Genomic DNA, 15,371 nt, shown 5'->3' on the forward strand with positions numbered 1-15,371 from the left:
CCCCGATCTTCGACCTCGTCGACTACGGAGTGGTCGGCGACCTCTTCGACGTCGTCCCCCAGCTCACCGAAGAGGTCAACACCCGCAAGGGCTGACCTGCTTCAGGCAGTACGAGGCAAGTGCGACGCAAGTCCGAGGCCTTCGCCACCGCAAGCCGCGGTGGCGAAGGCCTCGGTGCGTCACGGGGGCTTTCGCGTCACAGGGTCAGCGAGGCCTGCACTGGCAGGTGGTCGCTGGGGAACTGCCCGCCCTCCGAGAAGGTGTTGATGGCCGCCGAGTGCACCCGCGCTCCCGGCTTCGTCAGGATCCAGTCGATCCGGTCGCCGTCCGGCACCAGCGGCTTATAGCCGTGGAAGGTGGCGTACGCCTTGCTGCGCTCCTCCGCCGCGTCCCACGTGTCGACGAGACCGGCGCCCAGCATCGTGTCGTAGACCGGATTCTTATGAGCCGCGACGTTGAAGTCACCCGTGACCAGGACCGGCAGGGACGGGTCGAGCGTGGCGATCCGTTCGGTGATCAGACGGGCGGCACGCGTGCGTGCGAACTGACTCGCGTTGTCGAGGTGGGTGTTGATGGCATACAGGTCGGTGTCCGTGCGCAGGTCGTGGAAGCGGACCCAGGTGACCATGCGGATGGAGCCGCCGCCCCAGGTGTTCGATCCGACGACGTTCGGGGTGTCGGAGAGCCAGTAGTGGTCGTACTCGATCGGGGCGAGCCTGCGGGTGTCGTAGAAGATGGTCATGAACTCATCACGGCTGCCGCCCGCCCGGCCGGTGCCGATCCAGTCGTAGTGCGGACCCAGGTCCTCGGCGATGTCCCGTACCTGCTGGTAGAGGCCTTCCTGGGTGCCGATGACATGCGGGCGCGCGCGGCGCAGGAGCTCCCGGGTCACCGGGCGGCGGTCGGCCCAGGTGTTGGGTGGGGTGGTGCTCGCGTAGCGGAGGTTGAACGACATGACCTCCAGGCGGCGCCCCGCGCGCTCCACCGCGCGCGCGGGTGAGGCGGCCAGCGCGGTGGTGAACAAGGGCACTGCCACCGCGGCGAGCGCGGTCTGCAGGCCGAGGCGGCGCGTAACTCGGGTGTCGTTCGGCACGCGGTCTCCTTCAGTTGGTACAGGTCAGGATGAGGTGCGGGCGGGCGAGTCTGGAAGCAGGATCTGAGACACGGGTGAACAGCCGGGGTCACAGCCGGGGTCCGGCAGACGAGAGGGTGTTGACCAGCGGGAAGGTCGACAGATAACTTCGCCATGCGGATTGTTGATTCCGTGAAGCGGAAATGTGTAAGAGTTCTGAGCGGTCCTGAGTGTGTGGTCCTGAGCGTGTGGAGGGTGCAGGAATGGGTCAGCAAGAGAAGGTGGCAACGAGTCTCGCGGGCGCGGTCAGCGAGGGCATCAGCGCTTCCCTCGCCCCGGTGGACGCGGAGCTCGAGCGCCGCTATCCCGGAGACCCGGGCACCCGCCAGCCCGTCCACACCGTGTACGTCCCCGGTGAGCTCTTCGGCGCCGACACCATCCGTACCTGGGGCGACCAGGCACTGAAGGCCCTCGACGAGCACGCCCCGGACGCGGCCTCCTTCGCGGCCGTCCTCGGCCTCGCCGACGACCTGGCCCAGCCGGTCTACGACCGCGTGCGCGCCAAGCTGGAGCGCGAGCCCATCGAGGACCTGCGCATCGACTTCGAGGACGGCTACAAGGGCGCCGACGAGGACCAGGACGCCGCCCGCGCGGCCCGTCTCGTCGCGGAGGCCTACAAGAACGGCACCGCGGCCCCGTACATGGGCATCCGTATGAAGTGCATGGAGGAGGCGGTGCGCGACCGCGCCATCCGCACCCTCGACATCTTCCTTTCCGGCCTCATGGAGGCGGGCGGCCTGCCGGACGGCCTCGTCCTTACGCTGCCGAAGGTGACGTACGCCGAGCAGGTCACCGCGATGGTGCGCCTCCTGGAGGAGTTCGAGAAGACGCACGGCCTCGAGGCGGGACGGATCGGCTTCGAGATCCAGATCGAGACCAGCCAGTCCATCCTCGCCACCGACGGCACCGCGGCCGTGGCCCGCATGATCGGCGCCGCCGAGGGCCGCGCCACAGGACTGCACTACGGCACGTTCGACTACAGCGCCTGCCTCGGTGTCAGCGCCGCCTACCAGACCAGCGACCACCCGGCCGCCGACTACGCGAAGGCCGTCATGCAGGTCGCGGCGGCGGGCACCGGCGTACGCGTCTCGGACGGCTCCACCAACGTCCTGCCCATCGGCACGACCGAGAAGGTGCACGACGCCTGGCGGCTGCACTACGGCCTCACGCGCCGCGCCCTGGCCCGCGCCTACTACCAGGGCTGGGACATGCACCCCGGCCACATCCCGACGCGCTACGCCGCCGTGTTCGCGTTCTACCGCGAGGGCTTCGAGCAGGCCGCCGCGCGCCTTTCCGCGTACGCCGCCCACCGCGAGGGCGGCGATGTGGCGGACGAGCCCGCGTCGGCCAAGGCCCTGGCCGGATACCTGCTCCGTGGCCTGGACTGCGGTGCCCTGGACGCGGGCGAGGTCACGCGCCTCACCGGCCTGACCCTGGCCCGCCTGCAGAGCTTCTCGGGCCCGCGGCGCGGCGACCTCACGCCCCACGGCAAGTAACTCCCGGCACGCGCTGTCACCCCTGCCCCGTAGTCTGTGGCCCACGAAAAGTGGTGTCACAGGAACGGGGCAGCGGTGACTTCGGGGGACCAGGAACAGACAGGCGGGGTCGGCCGACTCCTTGCCGGGCGCTATCGCGTCGTGGCGCGGCTCGGGCGCGGCGGCATGGGCGTCGTCTGGCGTGCGGTCGACGAGGTGCTCGGCCGCGAGGTCGCCGTCAAGGAACTGCGTACGTTCACGGACGCGGCCGGGCCCGAGCTGGCCGACCTGCGCGTGCGGATGCAGCGCGAGGCCCGTGCGGCCGCCCGCATCCGCCACCCCGGAGTGGTCGCCGTGCACGACGTGGCGGAGGTCGACGGGCGGCCCCTCATCGTCATGGAGCTCATCGAAGGACCCTCCCTGGACGACGTCCTGCGTGATCGCGGCACGCTCGATCCCCGCGAGGCCGCGGCCATCGGCGCCAAGGTGATGGAAGCGCTCGCCGCGGCCCACCGCGCCGGAGTCCTGCACCGCGACGTCAAGCCGGGCAACATCCTCCTGGCGACGGGTGGCCGCGTCGTCCTGACCGACTTCGGCATCGCCACGGTGGACGACCCTGGCGACGGCTCCGCAACCCATCTCACCCGCAGCGGCGAACTCGTCGGCTCCCTGGACTACTTGGCGCCCGAGCGCGCCCAGGGCCAGGACCCGGGCCCCGCCTCCGACGTATGGGCCCTGGGCGCCACGCTGTACGCGGCGGTCGAGGGCGCGTCCCCGTTCCGTCGTACGTCGACGTGGTCCACGCTCACCGCGATCGTCAGCGACCCGCTGCCCGAGCCGCAGCGCGCGGGGCCCCTGATCCCCGTACTGCGGCAGCTGATGCACAAGGACCCGCGGGCACGGCCGGACGCGGACCAGGCGGGACTGCTCCTCGCCGACGCGGCCGGAAGCGCGGTGACGACCGCGCTGCGTGAGCCCGCGCCACGGCCTCGGGAGACGACGGAGCGGAGCATTCCGAGCGGGCCGCCGCCTGGGTTCGGACCGCCGCTCTCCGGGGCTCCCGCCGGACCGGCAGCCACGCCACCCCTCGCGCGACGCCCCCGCGGTGGCCGGGCCCTGCTCGCCGCGGTCGCTGTCGTCGTGGTCCTGGCGGCGGCCGGCGTCACGGTCGCCCTCGTCAACAACCAAGGGGACAGCGGCAGTCAGGCAGAGCGCGCCGCTTCCCCCGGTGACACGGCCGAGCCGGATGCGGGCAACAGCCGCGGCACGCTGGACGGCACACGCGGCCCCGACCCCTCGAAGCAGGGCGACGAGAAGACCCGGAAGCCGGACACGAAGCCTTCGTCCGACTCCGACAGGGACGACCCCAAGTCCACGGCCAAGCCGACGACACGGCCGGGGCCCTCCTCCAAGCCGACCGAGGGCGACAGCACGACAGGCGGCGGCTCCGGTGGCTCCGGTGGCACATCGGGCGGCGGTGGCGACCCGGCCCCCGACCCCGCCTGCCACGCCGCGGGAGGAGGCAAATACGACTGCGCGGTCTGGCGCACGGCGAAGTCGTACACCGGGTCGGGCGCCGAAGCGGGCGTACTGAACGCGGGCACGAACTATTTCTTCTGCCAGCAGAATCTCGGCCGCCGGGAGACGTACGGCGAGTGGACGAACGTCTGGTGGGCCAAGACGGACGACGACAGCGGCAACAGAGACGTCTTCGTCAGCGACGTCTACCTCAAGGGCGGCGACAACGACAAACCGCTGCCGGGCCTGCCCGTCTGCTGACCATCGTGTCTCCCATGACCGCTGTGTCTCCAACTGTCACCCCGCGGGCGGTAGTTCACCCGAGCCGCGCGTGATGAGCCGGGTCGGCAGCTCGATCCGCTCCGGAGCGTCGGACGCACCGTCCAGCTGCCGGAAGAGCCGCTCGGCGGCGGTCCTGCCCAGCTGTGCCGCGTCCTGGGCGACGACGGTCACGCCCGGCTGCAGGAGATCCGCGAGTTCGATGTCGTCGAAGCCGACGAGCGCCACGGGACGGGAGCGTCCCGCCAGCACGCGGACGACCGTCACCGTCACACGGTTGTTGCCCGCGAAGATCGCCGTCACGGGGTCGGGGCCGCTCAGCATGGTCTTCGTGGCCTGCCCGACGCGGTCCGGGTCCGTGGCGCCGAGTGACATCCACTCCTCGGCCACGGGGATGCCCGCGTCCTCCATGGCGGCGCGGTAGCCCCGCAGGCGCTCTATGGCGGTGTGGATGCGCGGCTGGTCGCCGATGAAGCCGATGCGGCGGTGGCCGTGGGCGATGAGATGGGCGACGCCGTCACGCGCGCCGCCGAAGCTGTCGGAGAGCACGACATCGGCGTCGATCTTCCCGGCGGGGCGGTCGACGAAGACCGTGGCGACACCGGCGGCGATCTCCGGCTCCAGATAGCGGTGGTCGTCACCGGCCGGGATGATGACGAGCCCGTCGACCCGGCGTGCGCACAGCGCGAGCACCAACTCCTGCTCGCGGTCCGGGTCCTCGGCACTCGAACCGTTGATGAGGAGAGCGCCGTGGGCACGGGCCACCTCCTCCACGGCACGGCTGAGCGGGCCGTAGAAGGGGTCGGCGAGGTCTTCGAGCACGAGGCCGATGCTGGCCGTGCGGCCCTTGCGCAGGACCCGCGCGCTGTCGTTGCGGCGGAAGCCGAGGGCCTCGATGGCCTCCTGGACGCGGCGCTCGGTGTCCGGGGTGACACCCGGCTCGCCGTTCACGACGCGGGAGACCGTCTTGAGGCCGACTCCGGCGCGGGCCGCGACGTCTTTCATGGTCGGACGGTTGCCGTAGCGGGGTTCGGGTCGCTCGGGTCGGCGGGCGGTCTCGGCCACGGTGCGCTGTCCTGTCATCGACGATGGTGAACTGAAAGTGGTGCGTAAGTGATGTGGCGTCGAGCATAGAACCTGGACAACGTTGTCAGATGCAAGAGAGACTGTCCATCGCATTCTCCGGCCTGCCCTCTCGCCAGGAGAGCGGCCTGCCCTTTCACCAGGAGATCTGACACTGATGCACACGGACCTCGTCGCCGCACTCGACATCGGCGGCACCAAGATCGCCGGAGCCCTGGTCGACGGCCGCGGCCGGATCCTGCTGCGCTCCCAGCGGCCCACGCCCGCGCGCGAGGACGGCGACACCGTGATGCGGGCGGTCGAAGAGGTCATCGGCGAGCTCACGCGTTCCCCGCTGTGGGGCGGCGCCCGCGCCGTCGGCATCGGCAGCGCCGGCCCCGTGGACGCATCGGCGGGCACGGTCAGCCCGGTCAACGTCCCCGGATGGCGCGGCTATCCACTGGTCGAGCGGGTGCGCGCGGCCACCGGCGGTCTGCCGGTCGAGCTCGTCGGCGACGGCGTCGCGATGACGGCGGCCGAGCACTGGCAGGGAGCTGCCCGCGGCCACGACAACGCGCTCTGCATGGTGGTGTCCACCGGGGTCGGCGGCGGCCTGATCCTCGGCGGAAAGCTGCATCCCGGCCCCACCGGGAACGCGGGTCACATCGGACACATCAGCGTGGATCTCGACGGCGACCCCTGCCCGTGTGGCGCGCGTGGGTGCGTCGAGCGCATCGCCAGTGGTCCGAACATCGCACGGCGCGCGGTGGAGGGCGGGTGGCGGCCGGGGCCCGACGGCGATACGTCCGCCGCCGCGGTGGCGCTCGCCGCGCGTGCCGGGGATCCGGTGGCCGTCGCCTCCTTCGAGCGTGCGGCCCAGGCGCTCGCCGCGGGGATCGCGGCGACGGCGACGCTGGTCGAGATCGACATCGCCGTGATCGGGGGCGGCGTGGCGAAGGCGGGGAACGTCCTCTTCGATCCGCTGCGCCGGTCCCTGCGGGACTACGCCACGCTCTCGTTCGTACGTCATCTGACCGTGGGCCCGGCCTTGATGGGGACGGACGCGGGTCTCGTGGGAGCCGCGGCGGCCGCGCTCAGCCAGGAGGTCAGCGCGGTGGACTTGCGTCCTGCTGTGGGGAGTTGACCTTCACGCGGGCCGGGCTGAACGATGTCAGCCCGGCCCGCGGTCAACCGTTCGCGCGACTCAGCAGCTGAGAACCGGCTCCGCCCAGTCCGCGTGGTCGGAGTCCGTGCCGTCGCCGCCGTCCGTGACGACGAGGCGTACGGTCCGGGCGCCGGTCACTTCGGCCGAAATCGCCTGCGCCGCATCGGCGTTGGTGAGGACGCCGGTCGACGCGGCCTTCTTGCCGTCCGCCCAGATCTCGAAGGCGACGGACCCCTTGAGGCCCTTCTCGTCGTCGACGCCCACCTGTGCGCTGACCTTCTCGCAGGATCCGCCGGTGTAGTACTCGACCGTGCTCGCGGCGTGCACTCCGAGTCCCTTGGCGTGGACGACCCCGCCGATGGTGATCGGGTTGCCGTCGCCCGCCGCGCTCTCGCCGTTGCTGGTGTCCTTCTCAACAGGGCCCCAGCCGTTGGCCGTTGACATCCACGGCAGATCACTGACCGCCGAATTCCCTGCGGGCGGCGCCACTACGACACGGGCTGCCAGTGGCAGCACGCTCTCGGCGCGAGTGCCGCTGGGGGAGCGGTAGGCGGTCTTGAGCGTCAGGTCGTACGATCCCGGGGCCGTGCCCGGCGGTGCGGTCACCGACCACGACGTACTCAGCGACTTGCCCGTACGCAGGGAGCTCGCGGTCGAGGGTGACGTCGCCTTGATCTGCCAGCCGGAGGGTCCTGTGAAGGCGGCGGACACCTGCTGCGCGGGCGTGCGGCCGAGGTTGGTGACCTTCGACGTCAGCTTCGCCGGCTCACCGGCCTCCACCAACGGGTCGCCATCCAGGCCTAGTTCGACGGCGGGCGGGTTCTTGGCCCACTTGCCGTCCGCCGAGACGCGCAGCAGTGCGGTGCCGTGCGCGGGGACGGTCGCGGCGATCTTGCCCGCCGTGTTGTAGCTCTTGTGCTGCCACAGATCCCGCAGGGTGTACCCGTCGGCGTTCGGAAGGCCGACGGCCTTCGCCGACGTGGCGATCGGCTGGGCGGTACCCGTCTCGTTGAAGAGCGCTACCGTCCGGCTGCCGTCCTTCATCTCCTTGGCGACGACCCAGCGACCGCCTTCCGACGAAAGGACCGCGCCCTGCTTGCCCAGCGGGTCCTGGTCGACGGCGATGACTTCCTTGTTGCCGATGATCGCGAAGGTCTCGGGTGTGGCCTTGCGCAGGTCGGAGCCGATGAGCAGGGGCGAGGCCATGATGGACCACATCGAGAAGTGCGTGCGGTACTCGGTGTCCGCCATGCCGCCGTTGCCGACCTCCAGCATGTCCGGGTCGTTCCAGTGGCCAGGGCCCGCGTGCTCGGCGAGCGGCAGGTTCCGCTTCATGATCGACAGCATCGAGCTCCAGTTGTCGCTGATGTCGCCGGTGGTGCGCCAGAGATGGCCTACGTCGGCGGCCCACTCCCAGGGCTTGTTCTCGCCCCACTCGCAGAGGCTGTAGACGATGGGGCGGCCGGTGGCCTTCAGCGCGTCGCGCATCGCGATGTACCGCTTCTTGGCGTCGACGCCTTGGTTGTTGCAGTTGTCGTACTTGAGGTAGTCGACGCCCCAGTCGGCGAACTGCCGTGCGTCGCTGGCCTCATGGCCGAGTGCGCCGGGGAAGCCGATGTCGCTGCAGGTCTTGGTGCCCGCGCTGGTGTAGATGCCGAGCTTCAGGCCCTTGGAGTGCACATAGTCGGCAACTGCCTTGATTCCATGGGGGAATCGCTTGGGGTCGGGAACCAGCTTGCCGTCGGCGTCCCGCGCGGGCAGCGCCCAGCAGTCGTCGAGGTTGACGTACTGATACCCGGCGTCCTTGAGGCCCTTCTCGACGAAGATGTCCGTGATCCCTTTGACCATGGCTTCGTCGAACTCGGCCCTGCAGTGGGTGGAGTTCCAGTTGTTGAAGCCCATGGGCGGGGTGAGGGCGAGATCGCCGGGGAGATTCGCCTCGGCGGTGGAGGCCCTTTCGGCAGTGCTCCGTCCGCTGACGCCACTCGCGCCACTCGCGTCGCCGGTGGCGCCGGTACCGCCGGAGTCCAGTGCCGCCGCTGGTGCCGCGAGGCTCGCAGCACACAGCAGGGCGGCCACCAGCGACCCGACGACTCTTCGATGGGTTGTGCGGGGTGAGAGGTGACGCATCGTTACATTCCTCCGTACTCGCAGAAGTTCGCGGCTGCATGTACATGTCAGAGATGCGCGCTTACGGTAGGCCGTGTTGGACTCTGTTGAAAGAGGAGCGGTAACGGTTCGAGCATCCGGACGCCAAACCCCTTGACTGACGTGGCACTTGGGAGTGGGATCGCAACCCTCGCGTTCGGTTGTGTTCGTTTGCACCCCGAGGAGGGGGACATGGCACAGTCATCGTTCATGGGGCCTGCCACGCCTCGAAGCATGTCAGGACATCGGATGTCCCGACGGAATGTCCTGCGTGGTGCGGCCGTCGGCGCCGGGGCGGTCACCCTTCCGGCCCTGCTCACAGCCTGTGGTGACGGTCCTGGCGGCAACAAGGACGAAGTCACGATGGGGTCCAATTCCTCGGACGCGGTGCCCAAGAAAGCGTTCGCCGCCGCCTTCGACGCCTATGAGAAGAAGTCCGGGAAGACCGTCAAGGTCAACACCACAGAGCACAACGAGTTCCAGCAGAACATCACGCGCTATCTTCAGGGCACGCCCGACAACGTCTTCATGTGGTTCGCCGGCTACCGCATGCAGTACTTCGCGGAGAAGGGCCTGCTGATCGACATCAGCGACGTATGGAAGGGCTTCAAGGGCTTCTCCGACGCGCTGCGGGAGCAGTCCACACACGAGGGCAAGCAGTACTTCGTGCCGTACTACTACTACCCATGGGCTGTCTTCCACCGCAAGAGTCTCTTTGAGAAGCAGGGCTACGAACAGGCCAAGACCTGGGACGAGTTCATCGCGCTCGCCAAGAAGATGAGCAAGGACGGCATACCGGTCGCCTTCTGCGACAAGGACGGCTGGCCCGCCATGGGCACCTTCGACTACATCAACATGCGCATGAACGGATACGAGTTCCACAAGAACCTGATGGCCGGCGAGGAAGCCTGGACCGACACCAAGGTCAAGAAGGTCTTCGACCTGTGGCGCGAACTCATGCCGTACTACCAGAAGGGCGCGCTCGGCCGTACCTGGGAAGAGGCGGGTCAGGGCCTGCAGCAGCGCAAGACGGGCATGGCCGTCTTCGGAATGCCGCACCCGGGCCAGCAGTTCCCGCCGAAGGAACGCGACGACATCGACTTCTTCGCCTTCCCCGAGATCGATCCTGCGTACGGTCAGGACGCCGTGGAGGCGCCGATCGACGGATTCCTCGTGGCCAAGAAGTCGAAGAACGTCGACGGCGCCAAGGAACTCCTGAAGTGGCTCGGGACACCGAAGGCCGAGGACATCTATCTGGCCGGTGACCCGAACAATGTCGCGGTCAACGACGGCGCCGACACCAGTAAGTACAGCCCGCTGCAGAAGAAATCGGCCGAGCTCGTCGCCGGGGCCAAACAGATCTCGCAGTTCCTGGACCGGGACACCCGGCCCGACTTCGCGCAGACCGTCATGATCAAGGCCTTGCAGGACTTCATCGACAATCCGAAGGACGTCGACGGCCTGGTCAACAGTATCGAACGGCAGAAGAAGGACATCTTCTCCTCGGACATCAGCTGACTGGCGGAGGTCGCCTTCCGTGCTGCAGAAAACCGCTCGGCGAGCCGGGCGGCGGGGACCACGGCGCTTCACGCGCCGTGACATCGCCGTCCTCGGTGTGCTTCTGGGAATTCCCGTCCTTCTCGACATCTTCATCATCTGGGGCCCGACCCTGGCCTCCATCGGCCTGTCCTTCACCTCCTGGGACGGCATAGGAGACATCCAGTGGGTCGGGGGAAAGAACTACAAGAACCTGGTCGACAACTATCCGGCATTCTGGCCCGCCGTCCGCCACAACGTGCTGTGGATAGCCTTCCTGGGCTTCGTCGCCACCCCGTTCGGACTTCTCCTCGCGGTCGTCATCGACCGCGGAGTGCGCTTCAGCCGCTTCTACCAGTCGGTGCTCTATATGCCGGTGGTGCTCTCGCTGGCCGTCGTCGGCTTCATGGCCCAGCTGATACTCGGCACCGACCAGGGCGTGGTCAACACCATCCTCAACAACCAGAACGACCCGATCGACTGGCTCGGCAATTCCGACATCAACCTCTGGATGATGATGCTCGCGGCGAGCTGGCGGCACACGGGATACGTCATGATCCTCTACCTGGCCGGACTGAAATCGGTCGACCCCGTGCTCAAGGAAGCGGCGCAGATAGACGGCGCGAACGCCCGTCAGACGTTCTTCCGCGTCGTCTTCCCGACACTCCGCCCCGTGAATGTCATCGTCGGCGTCATCACGGTCATCGAGGCCTTGCGTGCCTTCGACATCGTCTACGCGGTCAACAAGGGCCGCAATGGCCTGGAGCTGCTCTCCGTACTCATCACCGACAACATCATCGGCGAGGCGAGCCGCATCGGATTCGGCTCCGCCATCGCGGTCGTACTCCTGACCGTCTCGCTCGGATTCATCGTGACGTTCCTGGTCCAAGAGCTGCGAGGTGCGCGCGACCGATGACCGCCGACATCCACACCACGCCGCGCCCGGACGCCCCGGACCCGCCCGCCGAGAAGCCCACAGGCCGCAGACACCGCCCCGGTCGTTTCGGGGTGCACATCTTCCTGATGGCGGTGTCCCTGGGCTTCCTCGCGCCGCTTCTCCTGGCCGTCTACGCCTCACTGCGCCCGTACGAGGAAACGGCGCAGCACGGCTATTTCTCCTTCCCCAAGCACCTGTCCTTCGACTACTACCGCCAGGCCTACAGCGATTCCGGCATGGGCAAGTACTTCTCCAACACTCTGCTCATCGCGGTACCCGCGGTCCTCATCACGCTCTTCCTCGCGGCGTTCGTGGCATTCGCCGTGTCCCGCCTGCGCATTCGCGGGGGCATGATCCTGCTGATGTTCTTCACTGCGGGCAATCTGCTGCCTCCGCAGGTCCTTGTCACCCCGCTGTACGTCCTCTTCCTGAAGATCCCACTCCCGTGGTGGATGTCCGACTCGCTGACCCTGTACGACTCGTACTGGGCGGTGATCATCGTCAACATCGGTTTCCAGGTCGGCTTCTGCGTCTTCGTACTCTCCAATTTCATGCGGACGCTGCCACAGGAAATCCTGGAGGCGGCGATCGTGGACGGCGCGGGCGTATGGACGCAGTTCTGGCGCATCACGCTTCCGCTGTGCCGTCCCGCACTCGCGGCCCTCGGCACACTCGAATTCACCTGGATCTACAACGACTTCCTGTGGGCCCTCATCTTCATCTCCAACCCCGACAAACTCCCGATCACGTCATCCCTGAACAACCTGAGGGGCCAGTTTTTTACTGACTACAACTTGCTGGCTGCGGGCTCGGTCCTGGTGGCCCTGCCCACCGTGCTTGTCTTCCTGCTGCTGCAACGGCACTTCATCGCGGGGCTGACGCTGGGCTCCAGCAAGGGCTGATGGCTCCGGGCGGCGTGCTCCTACTCCGTCGCCAACGCCTCCCGCAGCGTGGCCACAGGTAACAGCATCGGCATGAGGCCCGTGATGCGCAGGATGCGCAGCGTCAGGGGGTGGGTGCAGACCACGGCCAGGCGGGCGTCCCGTGCTGTCGTACGGCGGTGTGCGCGGACCAGCAGGGAGATGCCCGAGCAGTCGAAGAACGTGGTCCCGCTCAAGTCGATGATCACTGTTGCCGCGGGTCCCCCGGTGATGGGGTCGAGGAGCGGGGCCATGCGGTGGTAGGCCAACAGGTCGATCTCGCCGTGCAGTTCGATCACGACCGCGCCATCGAGGCCGTATACACGGGGTGGCGGTTCGGAGTCCTCGAAGGCGAATTCGTTCAGTGCGTCGAGCTGCACGTGTCCCCCAGTGTCGACGCCGACCGGTTCCTCGGGAGAGAAGGGGGCGTCGGAAGAGCCGGATTCAGGAGGTCACCAGGGGCTGGGGCGCCAGACGGATCACGCTAGCGGGGGACAGTGCGCCCTGTGGTGAGGGAACGATTCATGCAGCGAGACTGCCACTCGATGGAGTGAAGTGAATGCGAATCACTTGACACACTATGGCGCCTTTCGGCCTGGGCGGTGGCCATCTCATCAGGGCCTGGTTTCCATGGCAGGGTGTTGCGGGCAAGCCACAGGGGGCCAACAGAAGAGGGGGGAACCGTGATCGTCTGGATCAACGGTGCGTTCGGTGCGGGCAAGACCAGCACCGCACGGGAACTGATCGAGCTGATCCCGAACAGCACACTCTTCGACCCCGAGGTCATCGGCGGTGCACTGCCCCATCTGCTGCCGTCCAAGAGCCTCGCCGAGGTGAGCGACTACCAGGATCTGCCGATCTGGCGACGGCTCGTGGTGGACACCGCGGCGGCCCTGCTCGCCGAGGTCGGCGGCGTCCTCGTGGTGCCCATGACCCTGCTGCGACAGGACTACCGCGACGAGATCTTCGGCGGCCTCGCCGCGCGCAGAATCGCCGTACGACACGTCGTCCTGGCCCCCGAGGAAACGATCCTGCGGGAACGAATATCCGGCCGCCCCGTACCGGCGGACCTCCCGGACGGCGAGATGCGTGTGCGGCAGTGGTCCCTCGACCACATCGAGCCGTACCGGGCCGCACTCGCGGGCTGGCTCGGTGCCGACGCCCACAGCATCGACACCGGGGCACTCACCCCCTGCGAGACCGCCGAGCACATCGTCGACGCCCTGCGCACCGGGGCCGCGGCCGTCTGCGACATCGTGCAGACCCCGGAGCCCACCGCGGAGACGGTCGCCGCCGGCGTCCTGCTGTTCGACGATCTCGACCGGGTCCTGCTCGTCGACCCGACGTACAAGGCCGGCTGGGAGTTCCCCGGCGGCGTCGTCGAACGGGGCGAGGCACCCGCGCGCGCGGGTATGCGCGAAGTCACCGAGGAGACCGGCATCCGGCTCGCCGAAGCGCCCCGGCTCGTCGTCGTCGACTGGGAGCCGCCCACACCGCCCGGCTACGGAGGTATGCGGTTCCTCTTCGACGGCGGGCACCTCGACAGCGGTGCGGCCCGGGGGATGCTGCTTCCGGGCCCCGAACTCCGCGACTGCCGTTTCGTCACCGAGGAGGAGGCGGCCAAGCTGCTGCCCCCCGTGCGCTACGAACGGCTGCGCTGGGCGCTGCGGGCGCGGGAACGCGGAGTCGCCCTGTACCTTGAGGCGGGCGTTCCTGTGGGCGGTCAGTAACCCTCTTGGCTCAGCTCGCCGCGTACTTCTGGAGGAACAGTGCCTCCGCGACCGAGAGCCGCTCCAACTCCTGGGGTGACACGCTCTCGTCGACCGCGTGGATCTGCGCCTCGGGCTCGCTCAGGCCGATCAGCAGGATCTCCGCCCGGGGGTACAGCGCGGCGAGGGTGTTGCACAGCGGGATCGAGCCGCCCTGCCCCGCGTACTGCATCTCCTCGCCGGGGTACGCCTCGCCCATCGCCTCCGCCATCGCCGCGTACGCGGGGCTCGTGGTGTCCGCGCGGAACGGCTGGCCCTGCCCGATCTGCTCGGTGGTCACCTGCGCACCCCACGGAGTGTGCGCTTCAACGTGTGCCTGGAGGAGCTTGGTGGCCTCGGCCGCGTCCACGCCCGGCGGCACCCGCAGGCTGATCAGAGCCCGTGCGCCCGCCTGCACGGACGGCGTCGCGCCGACCACCGGCGGGCAGTCGATGCCGAGCACCGTGACCGCGGGACGCGCCCAGATGCGGTCGGCGACCGTGCCCTTGCCGACAAGACGGACACCGTCGAGAACCTTGGCGTCCTTGCGGAAGTTGGCCTCTTCGTACTGAAGCCCGTCCCACACCTCGTCGCCCGTGAGCCCGTCGACCGTCGTCGAGCCGTCCTCCGCGCGCAGCGAGTCGAGCACGCGCACCAGCGCCGCGAGCGCGTCGGGGGCCGCGCCGCCGAACTGTCCCGAGTGCAGATTGCCCTCAAGAGTGTCCACACGGACGCGTACGAGGGTCATGCCACGGAGCGTCGCGGTGACCGTCGGCAGGCCGACCCGGAAGTTGCCCGCGTCACCGATGACGATCGTGTCCGCCGTCAGCAGGTCCGGGTGCTCCTCGGCATATCGCTCGAGGCCGCCGGTGCCCTGCTCCTCGGAACCCTCGGCGATCACCTTGACGCTCACCGGGACACCGCCGTTCGCCTTCAGAGCACGCAGCGCGAGCAGGTGCATGAGGACCCCGCCCTTGCAGTCGGCGCTGCCGCGGCCGTACCAGCGTCCTTCGCGCTCCGTCAGCTCGAACGGCGGACTGGTCCACGCCTCCTCGTCGAGTGGCGGCTGCACGTCGTAGTGCGCGTAGAGCAGAACGGTGGGCGCACCCTCGGGGCCGGGCAGCAGGCCGTACACCGACTGCGTGCCGTCCGGGGTGTCGAGCAGCGCCACGTCCTGGAACCCCTCGGCGCGCAACGCGTCCGCCACCCAGTTCGCGGCGGCCTCGCTCTCGCTCCTGGGGAACTGATCGAAGTCCGCCACCGACTTGAAGGCCACCAGTTCGGTGAGCTCCGCCTTCGCCTTCGGCATCAGTGAGGCGATGGTCTCGGCGATCGGATCCGGCGACATGGGCACGCTCCTCATGGGTGCGACGTTGTACGTGTGTGGGTGTGGGTGTGGGTGATCCTCCCACAGGAGGGTGCCAGGGGTGTCCGCCGTAGGATGCCTTGGA

The 15,371-nt window shown here is 68.6% G+C and carries 12 protein-coding genes; 7 read left to right on the top strand and 5 right to left on the bottom strand.

The genetic code is table 11. The annotated features are described in order from the left end of the window. Positions 1-196 precede the first annotated feature (196 nt). On the bottom strand, positions 197-1,093 hold the full coding sequence (locus tag ACGFSB_RS22520) for an endonuclease/exonuclease/phosphatase family protein (RefSeq protein WP_393402029.1): 897 nt from the start codon (positions 1,091-1,093) through the stop codon (positions 197-199). A 242-nt stretch (positions 1,094-1,335) separates the two neighbouring features. On the opposite strand from ACGFSB_RS22520, the gene ACGFSB_RS22525 reads away from it, so the two are divergent. Beyond that, complete coding sequence (locus ACGFSB_RS22525; protein ID WP_393402031.1) at positions 1,336-2,628, top strand: DUF6986 family protein; 1,293 nt, start codon at positions 1,336-1,338, stop codon at positions 2,626-2,628. 75 nt (positions 2,629-2,703) lie between these two features. After that, a complete protein-coding gene (locus tag ACGFSB_RS22530; protein WP_393402033.1) occupies positions 2,704-4,386 on the top strand; it encodes a serine/threonine-protein kinase in 1,683 nt (560 codons plus the stop codon). Between the two features lie 36 nt (positions 4,387-4,422). Here the strand turns inward: ACGFSB_RS22530 and ACGFSB_RS22535 are convergent, their stop codons facing one another. Further along, the gene (locus tag ACGFSB_RS22535) at positions 4,423-5,487 is read right to left on the bottom strand and encodes a LacI family DNA-binding transcriptional regulator (protein ID WP_393402036.1); all 1,065 of its coding nucleotides are present in this window, start codon (positions 5,485-5,487) and stop codon (positions 4,423-4,425) included. 157 nt (positions 5,488-5,644) lie between these two features. On the opposite strand from ACGFSB_RS22535, the gene ACGFSB_RS22540 reads away from it, so the two are divergent. Then, on the top strand, positions 5,645-6,610 hold the full coding sequence (locus ACGFSB_RS22540; protein ID WP_393402038.1) for an ROK family protein: 966 nt from the start codon (positions 5,645-5,647) through the stop codon (positions 6,608-6,610). A gap of 60 nt (positions 6,611-6,670) precedes the next feature. On the opposite strand, the gene ACGFSB_RS22545 is transcribed toward ACGFSB_RS22540, so the two are convergent. Then, positions 6,671-8,761, bottom strand: coding sequence for an NPCBM/NEW2 domain-containing protein (locus ACGFSB_RS22545; RefSeq protein ID WP_393402040.1), 2,091 nt, complete (start codon positions 8,759-8,761; stop codon positions 6,671-6,673). A gap of 267 nt (positions 8,762-9,028) precedes the next feature. Here ACGFSB_RS22545 and ACGFSB_RS22550 point away from each other — a divergent pair, with 267 nt between their 5' ends. From ACGFSB_RS22550 to ACGFSB_RS22560, 3 genes are read left to right on the top strand one after another with little or no spacing between them, the layout of a single operon-like run. Then, positions 9,029-10,297, top strand: a complete 1,269-nt coding sequence (locus ACGFSB_RS22550; protein ID WP_393402042.1) for an ABC transporter substrate-binding protein — start codon at positions 9,029-9,031, stop codon at positions 10,295-10,297. Positions 10,298-10,316: 19 nt separating this feature from the next. Beyond that, positions 10,317-11,231 (top strand): carbohydrate ABC transporter permease, encoded by a 915-nt coding sequence (locus tag ACGFSB_RS22555; protein ID WP_393402044.1) that lies wholly within the window; start codon positions 10,317-10,319, stop codon positions 11,229-11,231. Continuing rightward, positions 11,228-12,154 carry a carbohydrate ABC transporter permease gene (locus ACGFSB_RS22560; protein WP_393402046.1) on the top strand — a complete coding sequence of 309 codons (927 nt, stop codon included), beginning with the start codon at positions 11,228-11,230 and terminating at the stop codon, positions 12,152-12,154. Before ACGFSB_RS22555 ends, ACGFSB_RS22560 begins: the two co-directional genes overlap by 4 nt. A 20-nt stretch (positions 12,155-12,174) precedes the next feature. On the opposite strand, the gene ACGFSB_RS22565 is transcribed toward ACGFSB_RS22560, so the two are convergent. After that, positions 12,175-12,552: an STAS domain-containing protein gene (locus ACGFSB_RS22565; RefSeq protein WP_393402048.1), complete on the bottom strand. Its 378-nt coding sequence runs from the start codon at positions 12,550-12,552 to the stop codon at positions 12,175-12,177. Between the two features lie 303 nt (positions 12,553-12,855). On the opposite strand from ACGFSB_RS22565, the gene ACGFSB_RS22570 reads away from it, so the two are divergent. Then, positions 12,856-13,902, top strand: a complete 1,047-nt coding sequence (locus tag ACGFSB_RS22570) for an NUDIX domain-containing protein (protein ID WP_393402050.1) — start codon at positions 12,856-12,858, stop codon at positions 13,900-13,902. Positions 13,903-13,912: 10 nt separating this feature from the next. Here the strand turns inward: ACGFSB_RS22570 and ACGFSB_RS22575 are convergent, their stop codons facing one another. Then, the gene (locus ACGFSB_RS22575) at positions 13,913-15,268 is read right to left on the bottom strand and encodes a dipeptidase (RefSeq protein ID WP_393402053.1); all 1,356 of its coding nucleotides are present in this window, start codon (positions 15,266-15,268) and stop codon (positions 13,913-13,915) included. Between the last annotated feature and the right edge of the window lie 103 nt (positions 15,269-15,371).

Source organism: Streptomyces sp. NPDC048441 (genome assembly GCF_043200235.1).
GTDB lineage: Bacteria > Actinomycetota > Actinomycetes > Streptomycetales > Streptomycetaceae > Streptomyces.